The organism is Caulifigura coniformis (assembly GCF_007745175.1).
Lineage (GTDB): Bacteria > Planctomycetota > Planctomycetia > Planctomycetales > Planctomycetaceae > Caulifigura > Caulifigura coniformis.
Genome location: NZ_CP036271.1, coordinates 6081652 through 6103351, shown reverse-complemented (window position 1 = coordinate 6103351; position 21700 = coordinate 6081652). Strand labels below are relative to the sequence as shown.

Annotated in this window: 13 protein-coding genes; 6 read left to right on the top strand and 7 right to left on the bottom strand. The window is 63.7% G+C overall.

Going from position 1 to position 21700, the window contains the following annotated elements; genetic code table 11:
* Positions 1 to 302 precede the first annotated feature (302 nt).
* On the top strand, positions 303 to 953 hold the full coding sequence (locus tag Pan44_RS24570) for a homing endonuclease associated repeat-containing protein (protein ID WP_145034388.1): 651 nt from the start codon (positions 303 to 305) through the stop codon (positions 951 to 953).
* 56 nt (positions 954 to 1009) lie between these two features.
* Here the strand turns inward: Pan44_RS24570 and Pan44_RS24565 are convergent, their stop codons facing one another.
* The 7 genes from Pan44_RS24565 to Pan44_RS24535 all read right to left on the bottom strand — a co-directional run bounded on the left by Pan44_RS24565 (position 1010) and on the right by Pan44_RS24535 (position 12591).
* On the bottom strand, positions 1010 to 2491 hold the full coding sequence (locus tag Pan44_RS24565; RefSeq protein ID WP_145034387.1) for a TolC family protein: 1482 nt from the start codon (positions 2489 to 2491) through the stop codon (positions 1010 to 1012).
* 250 nt (positions 2492 to 2741) lie between these two features.
* The gene (locus Pan44_RS24560) at positions 2742 to 5849 is read right to left on the bottom strand and encodes an efflux RND transporter permease subunit (RefSeq protein ID WP_145034386.1); all 3108 of its coding nucleotides are present in this window, start codon (positions 5847 to 5849) and stop codon (positions 2742 to 2744) included.
* 52 nt (positions 5850 to 5901) lie between these two features.
* Positions 5902 to 7434 carry an efflux RND transporter periplasmic adaptor subunit gene (locus Pan44_RS24555; RefSeq protein ID WP_145034385.1) on the bottom strand — a complete coding sequence of 511 codons (1533 nt, stop codon included), beginning with the start codon at positions 7432 to 7434 and terminating at the stop codon, positions 5902 to 5904.
* 114 nt (positions 7435 to 7548) lie between these two features.
* On the bottom strand, positions 7549 to 8007 hold the full coding sequence (locus tag Pan44_RS24550; protein ID WP_145034384.1) for a hypothetical protein: 459 nt from the start codon (positions 8005 to 8007) through the stop codon (positions 7549 to 7551).
* Between the two features lie 158 nt (positions 8008 to 8165).
* The gene (locus tag Pan44_RS24545; protein WP_145034383.1) at positions 8166 to 8957 is read right to left on the bottom strand and encodes an amidohydrolase family protein; all 792 of its coding nucleotides are present in this window, start codon (positions 8955 to 8957) and stop codon (positions 8166 to 8168) included.
* Positions 8954 to 9898, bottom strand: a complete 945-nt coding sequence (locus Pan44_RS24540) for an amidohydrolase family protein (RefSeq protein ID WP_145034382.1) — start codon at positions 9896 to 9898, stop codon at positions 8954 to 8956. The genes Pan44_RS24545 and Pan44_RS24540 overlap by 4 nt, the downstream gene beginning before the upstream one ends.
* Positions 9898 to 12591: a heparinase II/III domain-containing protein gene (locus tag Pan44_RS24535; RefSeq protein WP_145034381.1), complete on the bottom strand. Its 2694-nt coding sequence runs from the start codon at positions 12589 to 12591 to the stop codon at positions 9898 to 9900. The genes Pan44_RS24540 and Pan44_RS24535 overlap by 1 nt, the downstream gene beginning before the upstream one ends.
* A 1066-nt stretch (positions 12592 to 13657) precedes the next feature.
* Here Pan44_RS24535 and Pan44_RS24530 point away from each other — a divergent pair.
* The 5 genes from Pan44_RS24530 to Pan44_RS24510 all read left to right on the top strand — a co-directional run bounded on the left by Pan44_RS24530 (position 13658) and on the right by Pan44_RS24510 (position 21637).
* Entirely contained in the window at positions 13658 to 14671 is a 1014-nt protein-coding gene (locus tag Pan44_RS24530; RefSeq protein WP_145034380.1) for a DUF1559 domain-containing protein, read from the top strand.
* 103 nt (positions 14672 to 14774) lie between these two features.
* A complete protein-coding gene (locus tag Pan44_RS24525; protein ID WP_145034379.1) occupies positions 14775 to 15239 on the top strand; it encodes a carboxypeptidase-like regulatory domain-containing protein in 465 nt (154 codons plus the stop codon).
* Positions 15240 to 15301: 62 nt separating this feature from the next.
* Positions 15302 to 15775, top strand: a complete 474-nt coding sequence (locus tag Pan44_RS24520; protein ID WP_145034378.1) for a hypothetical protein — start codon at positions 15302 to 15304, stop codon at positions 15773 to 15775.
* A gap of 58 nt (positions 15776 to 15833) precedes the next feature.
* Positions 15834 to 17165 (top strand): DegT/DnrJ/EryC1/StrS family aminotransferase, encoded by a 1332-nt coding sequence (locus Pan44_RS24515; protein ID WP_197453624.1) that lies wholly within the window; start codon positions 15834 to 15836, stop codon positions 17163 to 17165.
* Between the two features lie 251 nt (positions 17166 to 17416).
* A complete protein-coding gene (locus Pan44_RS24510; RefSeq protein WP_145034376.1) occupies positions 17417 to 21637 on the top strand; it encodes a DUF1592 domain-containing protein in 4221 nt (1406 codons plus the stop codon).
* Positions 21638 to 21700: the final 63 nt, after the last annotated feature.

The window sequence follows — 21700 nt, the reverse complement described above, 5'->3', positions numbered from 1 at the left end:
GCGGTCTCAGGAAATGGCCCCCAAACCGCAACGACTGCCCGCCAGGAGATCCCCGCACGACATGCTTGAATCAGCGATTCTCGCACGCCCGTCGACGGCGAACAACCTCCCGACGCAGCCGAAACACCTGATGCCGCCATCGCAAAAGAGGCGGGCGAATCAGGTGTTTCGTTTTGTCACCCTCTCCCAGCATCTGCCCTCACCCCGAAAAAGCGTCGCTATGGGAGGAGGGCCGGATGAGTGCCATCCCCAGCAGCCCCGCGCGCAACCCCTCGCGATCAGTGGAAGGACACTGAAAGCACATGCCCGCAAAACGACGACTCACCGCCCGCCTCATCGCCCGGAAAGCCAAAGCCGCCTTCCACAAGCACGGCCCCAACCTCTCCCTTCACCAGTTCGCCCGCCTCTCCGGCCTGTCCGTCGGAATCATCCAGCTCCGACTCGGCCCCTGGCTCGCTTTCAAGAAAACCCTCGGCCTCGATCCCGCCCCCGCCAGGCCCGATCGACCAACGCATCAGCCCGAAGAGGTCCTCGCCCGGCTTCGCACACTCTCCGCGAAGTCGCCCCGGCTCACCCTCGCTGCGTTCACTCGCGCCACCGGCTATTCCGAACGGACGATCGTCCGCTGCTTCGGCTCCTGGTCCGCCCTCAAACGCGAGGTCAGCCTGCCTCCCTCACGCAGTGGAAAAGCCCGAATCGATTCCACCCGGCTCCTCGCTGATCTCGCCCGAGTCGCAGCCGGCCTCAGCCGCATTCCGACCGAGCGCGAATATGCCCGCCGCGGAAGCTACTCCGTCCACACACTCACTCGCACCCTCGGCCTCTGGAGACACCTCCCCGCCCACCTCGGACTCTTCCTCTCTGCACTCGACGAAAAGTTCCCGGACAACGCCTCTCAGGCCAAAGTCGTCCGCAAGCTCCTGGATCCCGCGTTCAATCTTCCGGCCGATTGAGAAGAAGAACATGCGGCTCTCTCCTCCATCCTCGGCCTGTTGCTAACAACAACGCATTACTGCGGGCTCAGCGCCTGCCCTCTCAGACCGTCGTCCTCAGCCGTATCCACCGTCGAATCCAGCCCGCCGCTGAGCAGCAGGCCATCGATCGTCGCCGCCGATTGCGCCAGGTCCCGCCGTGCATTGATCAGTTCCAGCGACGCCTCGAAGAACACCCGCCGTGCCGTCAACGCCTGCAGGAATCCAAACTCCCCTGCCGCATACCCCTGCTCGGTCAGGCTCAGGCTTTCCGCCGCCTGCGGAACGATCTCCTGCTCATACTTTTCCAGCGCGATCCGCGCGGCGTCATATTCCTGCGCCGTGCGCGCCAGCCGCGCGCTCAGCGACAACTGTACCCGTCGGTAGTCCTGCTGCGCCCGGCAGTATTCCGCGTCCGCGGCCGCAATGTTTCCCTGGTTCTTGTTGTACAGCGGCACCGGCAGCCCCGCCTGCACGCGCCCGAACTGCTGGTCCGTCGCCAGGTCATGCCCCATCCCCGCCGTCAGTTCCAGGTTCGGAATCGGCTGGACCTGCTGACGCTCCACGTTCGAGGCGGCCCGGCACAGACGTGCATGAGCGGCCTTCAGTTCGGGACTCCGGGCCACGATATCCTGGTACACCACCTCCCATTGCTTCGTTTCCGGGAGAACGGCCGCCGGAGCTTCCAGCGACACCGGTTCCAGCGTGCGCACGCCGACGATTGCGGCCAGTTCCTTCCAGGCGGCATCGAAAGCGATCCCCGCCTTCTGGCGAAGGATCTGGAGTTCACTTCGCTGGATCTTCGCCAGCAGGATCTCCGACTGTGTTCCCTCCGCAACGTCCTTCCGCACTTCGGCGACACGCACCCCTTCTGCAAGCACCTTCTCAAAACTCGTCGCCGCGTCGAGCCGCTGCTGCGCCGCCAGCGCCTCGTAGAACCGTAGCCGCACGTCGGTGATCACCCGGCGTCGCTGGCTCTCCACTTCCCACAACTGCGCCTGCACGCTGTGCGAAAGCACGGTCTGATTGAGACGCAGCTTGTCTCCGAGGATGAAGTCCTGCGCCACGAACGCGCCATACTGGTCCGTGCCGTCATCGCCAATCTGTTCACCGAAGAACCCGATCGTGGGGTTCGGCGCCAGTCCCACCTGATCGCGAAAACCCATCGCCTTGTACGCCGAAGCCGAGGCCTGGCGGATGGCCGGATTGCGGGTCAGCGCCCACGACTCGAGCGTCGCGAGCGACAGCGAACCCTGCAGGTTTTCAGCCCCCGCCTCGGACGTCACTGCAGCGTCTGCCGGAACGTCGGGAGCCGTCAGTGTCAGCGAGGTGAGCGACACTTCCGGCGTCTCGGGAGCTTCGTCTGGCGTTTTCCCGGACTGGACGACGGCCGCCGGCGCTTCCGCAACAGGTTGGGAATCGCGGAAGAAAACCCAGCCATTCAGCGGGCGACCGGTCGCGCATCCCGCGGACAGACTCAGTCCGGCGAGAAAAACGGCTTTGCGGAAGCGGTATGGCATTGGTCATTCATCCGGGCTGGGCCCCCGCCTGGATGAAAACCGCTGCGACAGATCCGCCACGAAGTCGGGGCGGAAATGCGTCCTGCTGCCGTCTCGCGTCATCCATGACGGGAATGCACTCCCTGTGAATGTCGTCGCCGAACGGCACACGGCTGCATCTCCGGGAATCAACAACCCCGTTCACTGGGGATCTGCCCGCCGTGACGGCACTTTGCCGACACAACCGCGAAGCCTTCACATGACGCGGATTTCAATGGACAGCAAGGGCCTCCTCCTCATCCCTCGCGGCCGGCTCGAACCACCGGTAGATCGCCGGAAGAACCAGCAGCGTCAGCAAAGTCGACGTCACCAGCCCGCCGATCACAACCGTCGCCAGCGGACGCTGAACCTCGGCCCCGGCACTCGCCGAAATCGCCATCGGGATGAATCCGAGAGCCCCGCAGGTCGCCGTCATGAGCACCGGACGCAGCCGGTCCATCGCCCCCTCGACCACCGCTTCATACTGTCCCCGCCCCGTCAGGCGCAGATGCCGCACATGTTCGATCAGCACCACGCCGTTCATCACCGCGATCCCGAACAGCGCGATGAATCCCACGCCGGCCGAGATCGAGAACGGCATGTCGCGCAGCCACAGCGACAGGATCCCCCCGGTCGCCGCAATCGGCACGTTGAGATAGATCAACAGCGCCAGCTTCACAGACCCGAATGTCAGGTACAGCAGGGCAAAGATCAGAAACAGCGCCACCGGGACCGCGATCATCAGCCGCTGCGTTGCGCGCTGCAGGTTTTCAAACTGCCCTCCCCAGGTGATCGAGTACCCGTCCGGAAGACGAACCTTCTGGTGGACCGCCTCCTGGGCTGCGCTCACAAAGCCCGCCAGATCCCGGCCCCGCACGTTGCACTGCACCTGCAGACGGCGTCGGAGCGCTTCCCGTCCGATTTCGGAAGGCCCCTCTTCGACGCGGATCTCCGCCAGTTGCGAGATCGGTATCGCACGTCCCTGAGGATCAACGACCGCCAGCTGTTTCAGCTTCTCCGCGTCTTCGCGCCAACTGGGAGACAGCCGCACCTGCATCGGGAATCGGCGCTGCCCTTCGAACACCTGGCCCGCCGGCATGCCGCCGATCGAAGTCACCGCGTCGAGTACCTCTCGGACGTTGATCCCGTACCGCGCGATCTCGTCTCGCTTCACCTGGATGCGCAGGTACGGCAGCCCCCCGATCTGCTGCGACTGCACGTCCGCAGCCCCCGGCACCTGTCCCAGAACGGCCGCGATCTCGTCGCCGATCCTGGCGAGTTCCGCAAGGTCGTCCCCGTACAGGTTAATGCCGACGTCCGACCGCACGCCGGCCACCAGTTCCTGCACGCGCAGTTCGATCGGCTGTGTGAAGCTGAATGAGTTGCTGGGCACTTCCCGCTCCAGCGCCCCCTGCATCTCGGTGACCAGTGACTCCTTCGTTCGCGGTGTGGGCCATTCCGAAGGAGGCTTCAGGCCGACAAAAATGTCGGTCTGATGGACACCCATCGGGTCGTTCGCGATCTCCGGCCGCCCCGTCTTCGAAACGACCGTCTTCACTTCCGGAAACTTCTTCAGCGTCCGCTCCATCGCGGCCGTCATTTCCAGAGATGTTTCGAGCGACACACTCGGCAGCCGCACCGCCTGGATCGCCAGGTCCCCTTCGTCCAGCTTCGGCACGAACTCGACGCCGAACCGCGAGGCGAGCATCACGCTCGCGACAAACAGAACGACCGAACCCGCCAGTACGACGACCGGCCAGCGCATCATTCTGGTCAGCAGAGGGGAATAGAGACGCTTGCAGCCTCGGATGATCCACGTCTCGCGTTCCTGGATCTTCCGCGCCAGAAACAGCGACGCCATCACCGGCGTCACCGTCACCGCCAGCACGAGCGCGGCCGACAGCGCGGACATGAACGTGAAGGCCATCGGCCGGAACATCTTCCCTTCCACCCCTTCCAGACTGAAAATCGGGAGGAACACGATGATCACGATGAGGCCGGCAAACAGGATCGGCTTGCCGACTTCGTACGACGACTCGCGGAACACCGACAGCGGAACCCGCTGCCCTGTCCGCTTCTGGTACTGGCTCGCACGGCGGACCGCGTTCTCGACCATCACCACCGCTCCGTCGACGATCACGCCGAAATCGACCGCCCCCAGGCTCATCAGGTTCGCCGACACGCCGGCCAGGTTCATCGCGATCAGCGCCGACATCGCCGACAGCGGAATCGCCGCCGCAACGATCAACCCGGCCCGGAAATCGCCCAGTAGAAGGAACAGCATCACGATCACGAGCCCCACTCCGCTGCCGATGTTCTCGGCGATCGTATGGATCGTTTTGTTGACCAGTTCCGTCCGGTCATAGAACGCGTCGACGACGACTCCCGCGGGCAGCGTCTCCTGGATCTGGTGGATCTTCGTTTTGACGTCCGCGACCACCTGCCGCGAGTTGGCGCCCATCAACATCATCACCATTCCCGTGACCGCCTCACGATCGCCGTCACGTGTCACCGCCCCCTGCCGGAGCATCGGCGCGAATCGCACGTCGCCGATGTCGGCAATCTTGATCGGCGTCCCTTCGCGCGACTCAAGGACAATTTCCCGCACGTCGGAGAGAGACGTGATCAGACCTTCGCCGCGGACCAGGCGCTGCTCCGCGCCATGGACGAGATAGCCCCCTCCCGAGTTCGCGTTGTTCTCCTCCAGGGATCGAAACACCCGCGACAGCGGAATGTCGTACCGGCGCAGCTTCACCGGATCGACCTGGATTTCGTACGTCTTGAGTTCGCCGCCGAACGTGTTGACCTCCGTCACGCCCGGAACGCCGCGCAGCTGGAAGGCAATCTGCCAGTCGAGAATCGTCCGGAGGTCCATCTGTGAATAGTTGTGTCCTGGCTCGGCCCGCACTTCGAACTGGTAGATCTCACTCATCCCCGTCGCGATCGGGCCCATCTGCGGATCGCCCATCCCGTCGGGAATGTTCTCCCGGGCCTGCTGCAGCCGCTCGTTGATCAGGTTCCTCGCCCAGTAGATGTCCGTGCCGTCCTCGAAGATCACCGTGACGGCCGACAGGCCAAACCGGCTGATCGATCGAATCTCCGTCACGCGCGGCAACCCGCTCATCGCCATCTCGACTGGAAACGTGATGAACTGTTCAATCTCGACCGGACCGAGCGCCGGAGAGGTCGTCAGAACCTGCACCTGGACGTTGGTCAGGTCCGGAACCGCATCGAGCGGCAGCTGAGTGACGGAGTAGGCCCCCACACCCAGCAGCACGAGCGATAGCAGCATGACGATGAAGCGGTTGTCGAGAGACCAGTCAATGATGCGCTGAACCACGTCGCAGAATCCGTCTTGAGGAAGAGAAAGAAAGCCGTATCGCCCGAAGCGATCAATCGCCGCTCAGGAGATCGGCCAGCATGCGCGACTTCAGCGCGAAGCCTCCTTTGACCACGACCTTGTCTCCCTCCTTCAGGCCCGCCACCACCTCGCGACGGTCCCCCTGCCCCCGCCCGAGACGGACTTCGCGCACGTCAAAGCGATCACCGCCCAGGTGGACGAACACGAGCGACTTCCCCTGGTGTTCCAGGAGCGCCGAGGCCGGCACGACTGCCGACGCCATGTTCGACGTCCCCGGAAGGGCCACTTCGACAAACATGCCCGGCTTCAGGCGGCCGTCCCGATTGTCGGCCATCGCCCGCATTCCAATCGTCCGGGATGCCTCATCCACGATCTCCCCGGTGTGGAACACGCGTGCCTGGAACGTCTCCCCGGGCCACGCGGCCGCAGTGATCTCGATCGCCCCTCCCTCCAGCGCGGAAAGAAGCGCCAGGTGCTGCTCGAACACGTCGACTTTGATCCACACCGTCGACAGGTCCGCGACAGTCATCACTTCATGTTCCGGCGTGACCCGTTCCAGGAGCGCCACGTCCTTGGCGATGATCGTCCCATCGAACGGCGCCACGATCTGATAACGCGACAGGTCCTTGCCTTCCTTCACCGGATCGACCGAATCGAGGTCCGACTGCTGAAATCCGAGGAGCTTGAGCGACGCCTCATCGACGGCCACGCGAGTTTCCGCTTCCTGCCGGGCATGCGTCGACAGCAGTGCGTTGTAGTGTTCTTCCTGGTCGATGGTTTCCAGTATCGCCTGGAAGCTCGCCAGCTCGGCATCGTGGACGGCCTTCGCCGCGATCAGTTCCTTGCCGGGAGTGATCCCTTGCTGTGACAGGGTCTCCAGTCGGTCCCGGTCGACACGGGCCTTCCTCAGGTTGGTGTACGCCGCGATCAACTGTTCACGATTCTTTCCGAGCTTCTTCTCCCGGAATCCCGACGACAGGTCGTCCATGCTCGGATTCCCGCGGAGCGACTCCACGAGCTCATGAGTGTTCCGCGAAACGTCCTGCGTCCACTCATCCTTCACACGCGCAAACTGGTTGAGCAGCCGGTTCCGATACAGACCCAGCTTGGCATTGCCGATCTCCGGGCTCTCCACCGTGACGAGTACATCGCCCGCCCGGACATGCTGCCCCAGCGGAACGTGAACTTTCTCGACTCGGCCGGCGACAAGCGGCGAAATGTGGGCCACGCGGTCTTCGTTCAGGGTGACCTTGCCCGTCACCCGTGCGACGTCCCGGAGCGGCTCCTGGACGACTTCGCCCAGTTCGATCCCCGCCCCCGTCCAGCCCTCCTCCGGAAAACGGAGCACCCCCTCACGGTCCTGCTCCGGCCGGACGGGCGCCGTTCGCGGCTCTTCCGCTTTCGGCGCGGCACTGCTTCCGGCCGCCAGACGATTCGTCGAATCGCTCTTGAGGCCGATCACAGTCATCACCGCAAGAACGGCTGCGACAAACAGGCTTCCCACCAGAAAGCTGCGGACTCGTGAAACAGGAACTGAGCGTGACGGGGCAGGTGAAACCGGCATGGCGGCTCCCACGGAGAGATGTCGTGTGAAAGAAGGCTGCCGTCTAAAAACAACGACGGAGCGGACCAGGGCAGACGCGGTGGAGCAGCGAACCGGAGTTCGCCCCCTCGACACCTAGCAGCGAAGAACGCCCAGGCGCACCGGAAGTGCCAGGTGCGTGGCGTAGTCCGTCAGGAACGCGCCGCCATGATCGAAGATCACAGGACAGACCGCGGACGCAACGGCCGGCTCAGAAACAATATCCCCACCGGAAGCCTCTCCGCGGAGATGCCAGTCGAGCGCCCCATCCAGGGCCGTCTGTCCGCCCACGGCGAGGAAACACGCGCCCCCCGCGGCCGACGATCCAGCCGGGTCACTCGGAATCTCGTCGCCCGTTCCCTGTCGGGGCAGGAAATGGACATGCGCCGGAAGCTGCGCGATCTCCGAAAGCGTCCGAGCGTCCCCGCAATGGCAGCGACAAAGATGATCAGCCAGCTTGTGCGGATCGCTGAAGGCCGCGTGCGAATGAAAGACCGGCACCGGTCCCTGCCACAACAGGGCCAGGACGAACAAACGACCGATCGAGGACCGCAAGGCCCTTCGTTCGGAGATTCGTTTTCTGGTCCGCTGAGTCATGGCGCCGCTGCCGCATTCGTTCACTCAAGACCGGCAACTATAGGCCCGACGGCGAAAAGTCGTCAATCACCTTGCGGGGCCTCTCACACCGTTCAAGGGCATCCCTCACCGCCCGCTCATCGTCCCCCGTCGGACAGTCCCAGCCCCAGGAATCGATCCGCGTTCTTCCACGCGATCTGTTCGGCGACGTCCGGCAGCACCTCCAGAACGTTCGACTGCTTCACCAGCGCGGCGGCCGTGTAGTCGAACGGCATGTGGCTTCCGAATCCGATCGATTCCGGCCCCAGGGCCTCGATGAGCTTTGGGACATCCTTGCTCATCACCACGCTCATCCGCGCGAAATCGATCAGGCAGCGGCCGCGGAGACCGGCCGCAAGCAGCTTGTCCGCCGGCAGGCCCAACCAGTTCAGGAGAACCAGCCGCAGCGTCGGGACGTTCGCGGCCGTCACCACATCGTCGACCTTCAGGTCGTCAGCAATGTCCCAATGATGACGCTGCCGGCGATCCTCAAGACGCTGCGTCAGGACGACCGGAAGTTTCAGCTCGGCGATCTGTTGCAACGCCGCCTGCCCGCGGTCGTCCGCAAGGCGATAGGCATGATGCTCGGGCGCCAGTGCGATGGCCTTCACGCGGCCCTGCTCGGCCAGCCACCGCAGATCCCGCTCCCAGCCTGCATAGGCCGGGTTGACCATCCCGACGGCAAACAGCCGCCCCGGAAACGGGCCCACCGCTTCGAGCAGTTCTTCGTTCCCGCGATGCGCGTCACGGTAGAAAAACGCATGAGTCGGCGAGACCAGGGCCGCCTCAATGCCATGCGCATCCAGATGGGCCACCATGTCGCCCGCGGTGGTGAACCGGAGCCGGCGGAACGGGTAATGCCCAAGGAACGTGTTCAGATCAACAATCATTTCGGCCGCCGGTCGAGGATGCCCTGGAAGTTTCGCCAGAAGATGTCTTCGCGCTGCTCGGGCGTCAGTTTCGCCCCCAGAATCTTTCCGACGCCCCCTTCCATGGTCAGGTCCGTCGCGAACAGCAGCCGGCGATGCCCCAGTTCCCGAACGCACAGGTCGATGGTGTCGTCTTCCAGCACGCTGCCGCTCGTGTCGAGATACACCGTCGGGAAATCCCGCAGTGTCCGGATGGCCCATTCCCAGTCGCCACCGCCGTTGATGTGCCCCAGGATCAGGAGGAGTTCCGGATAACGCGTCGCCAGTTCTCCGAAATCCCGCGCGTTCGAAGTCCGCGGCTGGGCCTCCTTTGTCTTCGGGTCGGTCAGGTACGCGGAATGTCCCAGGAACGGAATCTTCAGCTCGATGCACTTCTCTGCGACCGGGAAGACTGCCGGATCCGAGTACTTGAACTGGTTGTACAGTTTGATGCCGATCATCCCCGCATCGATGCAGCGGTCGATTTCCTCCAGCGCATCCTTTCCGTTCCCCGGTTGAACAAAGCAGTATCCCGCGATCACGTCCGGATACCGTTTCATCGCCGCCAGAACCGAATCGTTCGCATCGCGGACCGCCTCGATCGACGCCATCACACCGCCCGTCAGCGGCCGCGAGCAGTACAGCGTGTCGATCCCCAGGATCTTCGCGGCCTCAACGGTCCGTTCCACCGCAGACCAGTCGGCCCCCGGTTTGTGAACGCCCTGCATCACATGGTTGTGAGCATCCAGCTTCTTCATCGTCCGCCAGCCGGCCGGCAGACCACGCAGGTCCGACGACGATTCCTTCGCCGACTTCTCGACCTGCGCGGCCAATGCACCACCACCGGCCGCTGCCACCGCCCCCAGTCCGGCCCCCAGCCCCGCCGTTGTCGAAAGAAACCTTCGTCGCGAAACCACGGGCATCAGTTGGGCTCCTTCTTCGTCTCGCTCAGATCATCAAGCTGGCTCGCCAGCCATTCCACCGAAACCGCCCCCTGATGCATCCGCCCTGGGAAGCACTTCAGCTCAAATGTCTTCTTGGCGGTGTCCAGTTCCATCGCTGTCGTCTCCAGCACTCGAATTCGCAGCGAGTCGCCGGCTGGTTCCGTCGACACGACCGTGAACGGATAGACCCAGCCATCTTCCGTCACCAGGCGGATCACATCATTGGGAAGCGGCGCCGTCGCGACTCCATTCACCACGATCGCATCGTCCTCGATCCGCACCAGGAGCCCCTTCTCCGGAGCAGGCGATTCGATCCGCCGGTTCTCGATGTTCCATCCCCCCTCGCCCAGCGAATACGCGAACGCCATTCCCTTCTCGTCCGCTGTCAGCACGCCCACGTCCCCGCGGAAGGTGACACGCCCGGCTGGAATCGCCCCTGTCATAATCTCCGTCTCCACAGGCGCCCCGATCACGATCACCTGCCGCGTAGAGCCCGCCTCAACGTCCAGCACAAGGACGCCCGGCCGGGGCTCGAACCGCCTGACCGACTTGATCATCCCCGGGCCCGCCGTCGGCTCCAGCACGGCCACAAACCGACTCGCTCCGCCCATCGCTCCATGACGCAGCATCATGAATGGCCGAGAGAATTTGCCGAGCTGCGCATCATCCTCGTCCGCCCCGCGAATTGCCGGATTCTCGCCGACCACCAGCTCAGAACCCGGTTCGGCCAGCAAAGTGACGCGAACGGTCGGTTGATCACCCACTCTGAACTCGACAACCGGCGGCCGGCCCGGATCGACGAGGCCCGACTGCAGCTTCTGAAGAAACCCGTAAGCGTCATACGGCTCATACGCACGCCCCGACTGCCCCTCGTTGGTCGGGGCTTTCCATTTCTGCCCTTCGGGCAACAACGAACCTCGCTCCTTCAGGTCGACGCCGGATATACGAATCGACCCCGCCGAGTCGGCGTCGCCATGCAGGAAGTAGTCGTGAACGTTGCCCCCCGCGACATCGAACACATCCACGGCATAGCGCACGCCCGCGCCGGCATCAACCGAAACAAGTGTCCGTTCGTACTTCCCGCCAACCTTCGGATAGCCCCGCCCTCCATCCACACGGACCACCTGCACCTGCGGATGCCGCGTATCCAGCGTCAGCAGCGAACCGTCCGTCGGCGACCGCTGCGAACCTGATGCCTGGCTCTTGCCGTCAATGACGACGAGATTGTGAGCCGCCGACGCAATCGTCCAGGCGCGATACGCCGTATGCGTGTAGCCAAGGTCAGACAGCGTTTCCCGGTTGCCGGAGAACAGCAGCAGCCCCAGTACATCCGCATGGGAATGCCCATAGCCGCCCGACCACGTCAGATGCCACTCCGTCGGAGTCTCGGCCGGTCCACTCGTGAGGCACGCATGCCCGAGAGCCGGCAACACGTACGACGCCGGCGGCATCAATCCCTGTCGGCTCCGGTCGTTCGCCCACGTATCGTGCACCGGAACCGCACGCCCGTTCGGAAACTTCAGGCGGTTGAGCAGGTAGCGCGCCCGGGCAAGCTGTGGCGTCTCGTCTTCCAGATTCAGATTATCGAATCGGGTTTGATCGACCGCATCCACGAATCCCGGTGGATCGCTGTAGCCTCGCACCGTCCGCGCGAATCCCTGCAGCGCGTTCACCGTCTGCTGCCCGTAGCTCGGGGCCCCTTCGTACCAGGTCCCGTCGTAGAAAAACTTCGTCGCAATGAGATGCCGGTACCGGCGAACCACTTCGTGAACGTAGCGAGGCTCCTTCAGCGTCTGTCCGACTCGAACCAGGTCGCTCCACATCCCCGGGCTCATGTTGCTGAGTTCATCCCGGTTGTTGACGACCTGCTCACTCGCGTTGCGCAGCAGGTCATTCTCGATCCGCGCGACGACGTCGACCCCCTGCTCTTTCGACAGTTCCGCCAGCACCCCGCTTTCACGGATCAACTCGTACGCCCGAAGCAGTTCCGTCGGAATGTCGCCATAGGCCCACCAGTTCCACCGCGCGGTGCGAAACCCCAATCGATACTCCGCCGGCGAGACGTCGCCGTCGTAGATCTGCTTCTGCTGGAACGGGTAGTCAAAGTGGTAGCACCAGTCAGGAAACACCTGCGCAAACCGGTCCAGGATCACCGCCGCCCGTCGCGCATGAGCGCGGTCCTTGGTCACGCTGTACAGATTCGCCAGCGCCCTCGCCTGCGACGCCAGGTACCGCCGCACTTCGTCATCCCGCCGGGCCTTGAAGAAATGGCGGTAACCCGATTCATTCTCCCAGTAGTCAAACCGCGCCTCATTCCCCAGCGGTGTCTTCACGACGACTGACTTGTCGTCCGGATACTTCGCGCTCGGGTACCGATGCTTGCAGAACTGACATGACACCTCGTCCGGCCGCTCCAGCGTCCAGACCAGCTGCCGCTCCTGCCGGCCCGCCTCGCAGTTCGGGCAATCGACGTATTGCAGCCCCGATTGCTTCGGAACGAGCGCAATGACCTCAGCCTCGCTCATCGCCCGCACAGCCGCAGTCTCCCGCAGCAGCCTGTCGCGATCCTGAGCCCGCAGCGGGGTTCCAGTCGAAACCAGGCCGACGACGAACAAGACGGCCAGCCGCAGCGCGGGTCGGCCGGCAATGAACATTGAATCACGACGAGTCACGCAGCCCTCAGTCGACAGAAGGGATCAACGGAGTCAACGACCGAGCGAGGCATTGACGCAGTTGAGGATCATGCGGTCGCAGCGACTGCGTTTCAAGGTATCTCGCGGTCTCTCCAGGGCGAGTCACTTTTTCACAATTCGGTTGTCTCTCGTCACCGCAAGTCATTTGTCGACAACGGCGCAACCCAACGATGAATTGGCCCATCTTGAAGAAGTGACCAGCCTTGCTCGGAACTCTCAGACACGGGCAGGGATTGGGAAAATGCGGAGGTGTTTGACGCCGAGGGGGCGAGGAGGGCGCGTTGTGTGGGTGGTACTGTACTCCTCGCCCTCTTTTCCTGCGGAAGTTCAGCGGAGGGATCGGGAGAGCGTGCGTGATGCAGACATGGAGTTGGCCAGGCCCGGGTGTGTGACGACAAATTGATGGTGGTTGTGTTCATAGGTCCTCCATGATGACGGGGGCGGTTGCGCGGGAGGGCCCGGAAGTCGGAAGTGCGTTGGCGAGTGGGGATTGGGGCAGGTCGAGTCACTTTTTCACAGTCGGTCGCTTCTCGTCTCCGCAAGTCATTCTGCGGCAATGGCGCAACCCAACGGCGAATTGGCCCATCTTGAAAAAGTGAGCTGCGCTGGCGGTCTCTCTGAATGCGCTCCGCAACGCGCCGCTCGCGGAACTTCAGGTCCCTCGTCGCCGCTGGCCCGCCGATTGCTGACGAGGTAGTGGAGCGGGGTCCTCGGTTCCCATTCACAGCCAAATCACGCCTGTTGCCCCGGTTTAGCTGCCGAAACATGTGTCCTGCGATTCCGGGTTGTTGTGCACAGATGCGCTCTCTCTACGCACACCCGGAAGCCACTCGATGCAGGGAACGCGTCACCGAGCGTCGTGATTGCGACACCTGAAAAAAGTGGGGCTTTTCCAGAAACCACAAGTCATTTGTTTTTCCTCCAGTAGAAGTCGACCGTCCAGCGGGTATTGTCGAGGGTGCCAATCCGCATCGGACATTCGTCCATCGCTGTCGGGGGAGTTTGCCATTCGGTAGCTGTTCTTCCCTTCTCTACGAGGTCTACTATGCGACCTGCGAATCGTGCTGCCTTTACGTTGATCGAACTGCTCGTCGTCATCGCGATCATCGCCATCCTGATCGCCCTTCTCCTCCCCGCCGTCCAGCAGGCCCGCGAGGCTGCCCGGCGAACCCAGTGCAAGAACAATCTGAAACAGCTGGGACTGTCGATTCACAACTACGAGAGTACCCACGGCACTGTACCCGCCGGCCGCATGAGCCTTGGCTACTGCCAGAGTGCCGCCGCGCCGAACCTTCCCGATCCAATCACCCGGAACGGCCACGGGCTCTCACTTCTCTTGCCATTCATCGATCAGTCGCCGCTTTACAACCAGCTCCAACAGGGCTCGGCCTTCGGCAACTACGTGACGAACGGTTCGCCAACTGCGAAGCCAGACGCAATCGCGTCCGGCCACGCCAGGCTTTCCTCGACGATCCTCCAGGCCTTCCTCTGCCCGTCCGATAGCGGCCCGCCGACGGAGGGCCCGGCTGCGGTTTACAGCCCCGATCTCGGCGTCGACACAACGCTGAATTACGCCAAGACCTCATACGACTTCTGTTCACCAGCGGCAACTCTCAGTCGCTTCAACAACCACCGCACAAGCACGCCAGACACTCGCTATATGTTTGGCGAGAACAGCTACTGCAGGTTCCGTGATGCAGTCGACGGAATGAGCAACACGATACTCATGGCGGAGCAGACCCTCCTCACCTTCAACGGGCGGACATCCGCTTGGCTCTTCGGCGGATGGGTCTCCACTGGTATCGATCCCGTCGGACGGTTCAACACGACGTTCCCTGCAACTGGCATCAACGTCTGGAACTACAACAACAACACGAGCGCCCTCAACAAGACGCCAGGTCGCCGCGCCAGCTGGTACAACTGCGCCAGCCTCCACACCGGCGGCGCTCACGTCGTCCTGGGCGATGGCACGGTCCGATTCCTGTCAGAGAATATCGACGTCTCGACATTGACCTGGCTTTGCCGCGCCGGTGACAACCAGACAATCGGCGAGTTCTGACTCTCAGTGCGAGCTTGGACGGCACGCTCCGCCGCGGATCAATCCCGCCGTGGAGCGTTCCCCATTTTCTCCTTCCCTGACACATTCCGCTGGTTCCCACCGTATGAACGGCCTCAAATCGCTGACCATTGTTGCGTGCTTCGCACTGATTGCCGGCTGCAGTCAACACGATGGACTTGAACGGGCCCCCATCACCGGACTTCTGACCGTCCAGGGGACTCCGCTCGCAGGCGCCAGCGTCGTATTCACTCCCGCCAAGGGGACGCAGGGGCTGGGAGCAATCGGCATCTCTGGGCCGGATGGCAAATTTCAGGTTGTCAGCTCGCGCCAGGACGACGCCGGAATTCCTCCTGGAGAGTATTCAGTTTCCGTCAGCCGGCTCGCCGATCCAGATGGAACCGTCCTGTCGCCTGAAGCAACCCAGGCAGATCACCCCAACGCCCGCGAGACCGTGCCAGGCCCATACTCCGGGGCCGCATCTCCACTGAAGGTTTCGATCCCGAAAGAAGGCGGGGAAGTAAAGGTCGACATTCCGGTCAAATTGATCGAACGAAAACCAAAGTCTTGATCTCGACTCGCCGGGATGGATTTAGTCCTTGATCGTTGCCGCGCCCTCTTACCGGACCGGTCGTGAACCACCGCAACTCCAAGCTCCTCTGGTGCCTTACGGTCGCAGCCTACCTTCCCGGCTGCAATCCTCAGGCGAAATCGCCCCCTTCAGGCCCGCCGGCAATCACCGCCACGGAGACAAAGTCCGAACCAGGTGTCGTCGAGCTCAGCGATCCGAAAGTCACTCCCGGCGACGACAACCTCATCAAGATTGAATTCCACTACAGATTTACATCTGGCTCGCCAGTCAAAACTTACCTGCTCGAGATGTCGTTTCCCGGCACGAACGAACGGGGCCAGAAGGCGATGGAAGGCTGGGAACTCAAACCGGAAGGCGTCATCAAGACGGCCGTCCAGGTCGGAGACCCGAAGGCCGTAACGAAATACTCGATCGTGATGTCCGAAGCCGATTCGCCCGATCGTGGCTACACCCGCAATTCCAACGAGTTGACTGGCGAACTTGAATCTCTGGATTCAGAATCTTCTTCACCGTAAAGGCCGTTGGCTCAACCCGTTCTGCAACCCTCACCTACTGCAATTCCTCGGAGTCGATGTGGAATCTTCGCGCCGCGCTTTCAACCAACAGGCCGCCCTCAGTGCGGCCGGCTTCCTGTTCGCCCCCAAACTGGCGCTCGCCGCCAACGACAAGCCCGCCATCCTTGGCGGCACGCCCATCGCCAAAGCCTCCTGGCCAGGTTGGCCCGTCATCGGCGCTGGCGAACGTGACGGCGTCGCCAAAGTCCTCGATTCCGGCGACTGGTATCGCTACGCCGGCAGCAAGGGGACCGTCGACGCCTTCGAGGCCGCCTGGGCCAAAACGCTCGGCGTCGCGCACTGTCAGGCCACCAGCAGCGGCACCACGTCCCTCGTCACGGCCTTCGCCTCGCTCGAAATCGGCCCCGGCGACGAAGTCATCGTCCCGCCCTATACGTTCATCGCGACGATCAACGCCGTGATGCTCCATCACGCCCTCCCCGTCTTCGTCGACACCGACGAAACGACCGCCCAGATCGATCCCTCGAAGATCGCCGAACGCGTCAACGGCGACACCCGCTGCGTCGTCCCCGTCCACCTCGGCGGCGGCTGCTGCGATATGGACCAGCTCCTCGCCATCGCGAAGGAGAAGAACCTCAACGTCGTCGAAGACTCCTGCCAGACCCACACCGGCGAATGGAAAGGCAAGCGACTGGGAACTCTCGGCGACGCCGGCTGCTACAGCTTCCAGAACTCCAAGAACATCACCAGCGGCGAAGGCGGCGCAATGGTCACGCCCCGGGCCGACATCTACGCCCGGGCCAACGCCTACCAGAACCAGGGAGGCGGCAAGGTCCCGACCGACGGCAAGTTCACCGCGGGCGGCGGCAACTTCCGTCTGACCAACTTCCAGGGCGCCATTCTGGTCGAGCAGCTCAAACGCCTTGATGAACAGTCACGCATTCGTGAAGGCAATGCGGAATACCTCTCCCGGCTGCTCCAGGAGATCGGCGGCGTCGGAGCCAAGAAGACCGTTCCCGGCAATACCCGGAACGGCTACCACCTGTATGTCTTCGACTACGATCCCGCCCAGTTCGCCGGCATGAAGAAGGCGACATTCCTGAAGGCCCTCGGCGCCGAAGGCGTCCCCGCGTCCGGCGGATACGCAGCCCTCAACAAGGCCCCGTGGGTCGAGAAAATGCTCGCCTCCCGCCACTACAAGCGGATCTACGGCGACCAGCGTCTGAAAAAATGGCGCGAGGAAAACGTCCTTCCGGCCAACGACCGCATGATCGAAACCGCGATCTGGCTGACGCAGAACGTTCTCCTCGCCGACCGCAGCGAAATGGACCGCATCGGCGACGCCGTCCGCCGCATCAAGCAGCACGCCTCGGCCATCGCCAAGGCATAAGCCCGCCTCCAGCGAGCCCCGAAATCAACGACGGCACGGCGTCATCAGGCGCCGTGCCGTCGTCATTGGGCCACGCCACCCCACGCTGGCCGCGACCACACGTGGAGAGTCGCCGAGGATCGCGATAGGATCGATCCCGGTGCTCCGGTGGAACTGCCGAGGCGTCGATCCGGTCGTGAGAAGCCTTCTGCACTGCACACGTTTCGAGGCCCAGAGTGCGACACAACGTTCCCGCGGCGTCCTTGAGTCGAATGCTGGCGGTCCTTATTGGCTTCGTCGCCGCACTCACCGGCGGACGGACGATCGCTGACGAAACCTCGTTTCCCCGGCTGCAGGAGGAGTATCAGCGAACGACGCACTCCCTCCTCAAACGCTACTGCATCGACTGCCATTCCGCGGCCGACAAACAGGGCGAACTCGACCTCGAACAGTTCACGCAGTTCGAGCATGTCCGGCAAGCTCCTGCCGTCTGGCAGAAAGTCGCCGAGATGCTCGATAACGGCGAGATGCCCCCCAAAGACGCCGACCAACCGACGACGGCCGAGCGACGCGAACTGCGAAACTGGATCGAGCGCTATCTGGGAGCCGAAGCCCGTGCCAACGCCGGCGACCCCGGCCCCGTCGTCCTCCGCCGCCTCACCAACGCCGAATACACCTACACCGTGCGCGACCTCACCGGCGCGCCGCTGGAACCCGCGCGCGAATTCCCGGCCGACGGAGCCGCCGGAGAGGGCTTCACCAACGCCGGCGCCGCGATGGCCATGTCGCCCGCCCTCCTCCAGAAATACCTCGACGCAGGGAAGGACATCGCCAGCCACGCCGTCCTTCTGCCGGGCGGCATCCGATTCTCCCCTTCCGTCACCCCGCGCGACTGGACCGAAGAAACCCTCGCGGCCATTCATCAGATCTACGATCGATACACCGAGGCCAAGGGCGCCACCGCCATCAGCCTGCAGGGAATCGCCCTCCAGACGAACGCCGGCGGACGCCTGCCCATTGAGGCCTATCTCGCTGCCACCCTGCAGGAACGGGATGCCCTGCGAGCCGGCCGCAAGTCGATCGCCGAAGTCGCCCGGGAACGTCGACTCAGCCCGAAGTACCTCGGAACGCTCTGGGGCCATTTGAACGACGACACCGCCCAGCCCCCTTCCCAGCTCCTGAACGACCTCCGGACAAAGTGGCACGCGGCCACGCCCGCCAACGCGACCGATCTCGTTCACGAGGTCTCCCGCTGGCAGCGTGCCCTGTTTCGCTTCACCACCGTCGGCCACATCGGCAAGACCGGCGGCCCGAAGGCCTGGATGGAGCCCCTCAGCCCGCTCGTCGCGCGACACGAACTTCGCCACAAGCTCGTCGTCCCGGATGGAAAGGGAGAGGTCGTGGTCTATCTCTCCACGTCGGACGCCGGGGACTCAGGCGACGGCGACTTTGTCGTCTGGGAACGCCCGCGGCTGGTCGCCCCCGGACGCGACGAGATTCTCCTCAAGGATCTCCGGGCCACCACGGCCAGACTCACCCGCCGGCGCGAAGAACTCATCGAAAGCACTGCCCGCTGCCTCGAAGCCGCCGGAGAAGCATCCGCCCGGGAGCAGGTGGATGTTCCTTCCCTCGCCGCGAAACACAAGGTCGACACTTCGCTCCTTGCAGCCTGGCTCGACTTCCTCGGGATCGGGTCGCCCGCAGGCGTCGGGACGCCATTGGGCCACAAAATCGAGTCGGTGGGGGGGCACGGCTTCATTCAGGGCTGGGGCGGAGACAACGCCTTGAGCGTCCTGGCGAATGCCTCCGGCCAGCATGTCCGCGTACCGGGGAACATGCCGGCCCACAGTGTTGCGGTCCACCCCGCACCGACAGTGCAGGTGACGGTCGGCTGGATGAGCCCCGTGCTGGGCGATGCGCGAATTTCCGCTCGCGTTCAGGACGCCCATCCTGAATGCGGCAACGGCATCCACTGGCAGCTGGAAGTCCGGCGAGGAAAAAGCGTGCAGCGGCTCGCGGAGGGAACTTCGAGAGGAGCGACTCCCGCGGCGATCGGCCCGTTCGAGAGGCTGCCAATCAGGCCGGGCGACTTCGTCGCGCTCGTCATCGCGCCGCGGGAGGGAAACCACTCCTGCGACCTGACGAACGTCGACCTCACCATCACCTCCGCCGGCGCCGAATGGAACCTCTCCAACGACGTCTCGTCCGACATCCTCGCGGCCAACCCCCACAGCGATCGTCAGGGCCACCCGGGTGTCTGGCACTTCTTCGGCGAACCCGTTTCGAAACAGGGCGGCGTGATCCCGGCAGGTTCAATCCTCTCGTCCTGGCTCACAACCTCAGACCTGGACCTGCGGAAGTCGAAGGCCACCGACCTGCAGAACCTGCTCACCGCCCGTGCCGCCGGAGTTCCGAACGACTCCCCGGACGCCCTGCTCGCGCGCGAGCTCACGTCGCTGAATGGCTCGCTGTTGAGGAACTTGCTGAATGCCCGGAAAGTCCCGGGCGACGCCAGTCCGCCCGCCGCAGGCGACTCCGCGATCGGTCTCGATCCCGCGTTATTTGGCCAGCATGTCGATGGCTCACCCATCGATGCCGCGAGCCTCTGCATTCGCGCCCCGTCCGTTCTTGAAGTCCGCATCCCTGCCGAACTCGCCAATGGTGCGGAACTGGTCGCTTCCTGCCTGCTGCATGAAGCCAGCGGACCGAATGGCAGCGCCCAAACCGCCATCGTGACGACACCCCCCGCGGCCGGACTGCAGCCCGGAGAAGTCGCGGATGCGAAACACCCCGGCGTCTGGACCTCCAGCGCCGGTTCCCCGGTGCATTCGTCCCCCATTCTCACGAGCGAAGGAAGCATTGCCCGGGCGCGGTTTGAAACGGCGTTCGACGACTTTCGGAGCATCTTTCCTCCGGCGCTCTGTTACTCGAAAATCGTCCCCGTCGATGAAGTCGTCACGCTCACGCAGTTCTATCGCGAAGATGAACCGCTCCGCCGCCTCATGCTCAGCGACGAAGAGTCGTCTCGCCTCGATGCCCTCTGGGCCGAGTTGCACTTCGTCAGCCGCGAGCCACTCACGCAGGTCGATGCCCTCCAGCAGCTCATGGAGTTCGCCACGCAGGACGGCGATCCGACCGTCTTTGAACCGCTCCGCAAGCCAACGATGGAACGCGCCGCCGCGTTCCGTCAGCAGCTCGCCAATGCGGAGCCGGCCCATCTCGATGCCGTCCTCGAGCTGGCGTCCCGCGCCTGGCGTCGCCCGCTTTCATCCCGCGATTCCGAGAACTTCCGTGCCCTCGATGCGCGGCTCCGTGCCGAAGGCGTCGCGCACGACGATTCCGTCCGGCTCCTCATCGCCCGCGTTTTCGCCTCCCCCTCCTTCCTCTATCGCCCGGAGACAGCCCCGCCTGGCGATCAGCCAGGACCCGTCACCGATCATGAGCTCGCCACGCGTCTCAGCTACTTCCTCTGGTCGTCCGTTCCCGACGCCGAACTGCGCCGCCTCGCCGATGCCGGGCGGCTCCATGACCCCGAAGTCCTGGCGGCCCAGACGGAGCGGATGCTGAAAGACGACCGTGTCCAGAGACTCGCCACCGAGTTCGGCTGTCAGTGGCTGCAGGTCTACGACTTCGATCGCGACGACGGCAAAAGCGATCGTCATTTCCCTGAGTTCAAAGAACTTCGCGGCGACATGTACCAGGAGGTCGTCCGCTACTTCACCCACCTGTTCCAGGAAAACCGGCCCGTCACGGAGATCTACTCCTCCGACTACACGTTTGTGAACGGCCGCCTCGCCGCCTTCTACAACTTCGCCGGCTTGACCGTTCCCGAAACAGAATGGCGGAAAGTCGAATCGACGGACGCCTGGGGACGCGGCGGAATCCTCACGCAGGCCGCGACTCTCGCGAAGAATTCCGGGGCCTCCCGAACGAGTCCGATCCTCCGTGGAAACTGGGTCTCGGAAGTCCTGCTCGGCGAGCGCCTCCCGCGCCCTCCCAAAGATGTCCCGCCCCTCCCGGATGAACAGCCGGCCGCCGATGTCACCGTTCGACAGTTGATTGAGCAGCACACCAGTGACGAGCGCTGCGCCCGCTGCCACGTCCGCATCGATCCGTTCGGCTTCGCCCTGGAAGGCTTCGATGGCATCGGCCGACGCCGCACGCCCGATTCCCCCGCTCTCCTCGGCGAGACGACCAGCAAACTGGCCGACGGCACGGAACTGGTGGGAGTCCGCGGACTCACGCGTTATCTCCTCGTCAACCGCGAGGATGCCGTCCTTCGCCAGTTCTGTCGCAAGCTCCTGGGATACGCTCTCGGCCGGTCGGTGCAGCTCTCCGATCATCCTCTCATTTCCGAAATGTGCGCCGAGCTGAGAAAGAGCGACTTCCGTGTGTCCGCGGCCGTCCAGGCAATCGTCCAGAGTCGTCAGTTCCGCGAACGGCGGGGAATGGACTCCGCGAGAGCATCGGACGAGGCCGCATCGGCCCCGTGACCTCTCCCGCCCGGAACAACAAGTCCCGGTATTCTTCCCTCGACAGCTCCCCCGGTTTGTCGA

Bases quoted from the DNA above. Each gene is read 5' to 3' on its own strand.
- Pan44_RS24570 (WP_145034388.1), top strand. From the start codon at position 303: ATGCCCGCAAAACGACGACTCACCGCCCGCCTCATCGCCCGGAAAGCC.
- Pan44_RS24565 (WP_145034387.1), bottom strand. From the start codon at position 2,491: ATGCCATACCGCTTCCGCAAAGCCGTTTTTCTCGCCGGACTGAGTCTG.
- Pan44_RS24555 (WP_145034385.1), bottom strand. From the start codon at position 7,434: ATGCCGGTTTCACCTGCCCCGTCACGCTCAGTTCCTGTTTCACGAGTC.
- Pan44_RS24545 (WP_145034383.1), bottom strand. From the start codon at position 8,957: ATGATTGTTGATCTGAACACGTTCCTTGGGCATTACCCGTTCCGCCGG.
- Pan44_RS24540 (WP_145034382.1), bottom strand. From the start codon at position 9,898: ATGCCCGTGGTTTCGCGACGAAGGTTTCTTTCGACAACGGCGGGGCTG.
- Pan44_RS24530 (WP_145034380.1), top strand. From the start codon at position 13,658: ATGCGACCTGCGAATCGTGCTGCCTTTACGTTGATCGAACTGCTCGTC.
- Pan44_RS24525 (WP_145034379.1), top strand. From the start codon at position 14,775: ATGAACGGCCTCAAATCGCTGACCATTGTTGCGTGCTTCGCACTGATT.
- Pan44_RS24510 (WP_145034376.1), top strand. From the start codon at position 17,417: ATGCTGGCGGTCCTTATTGGCTTCGTCGCCGCACTCACCGGCGGACGG.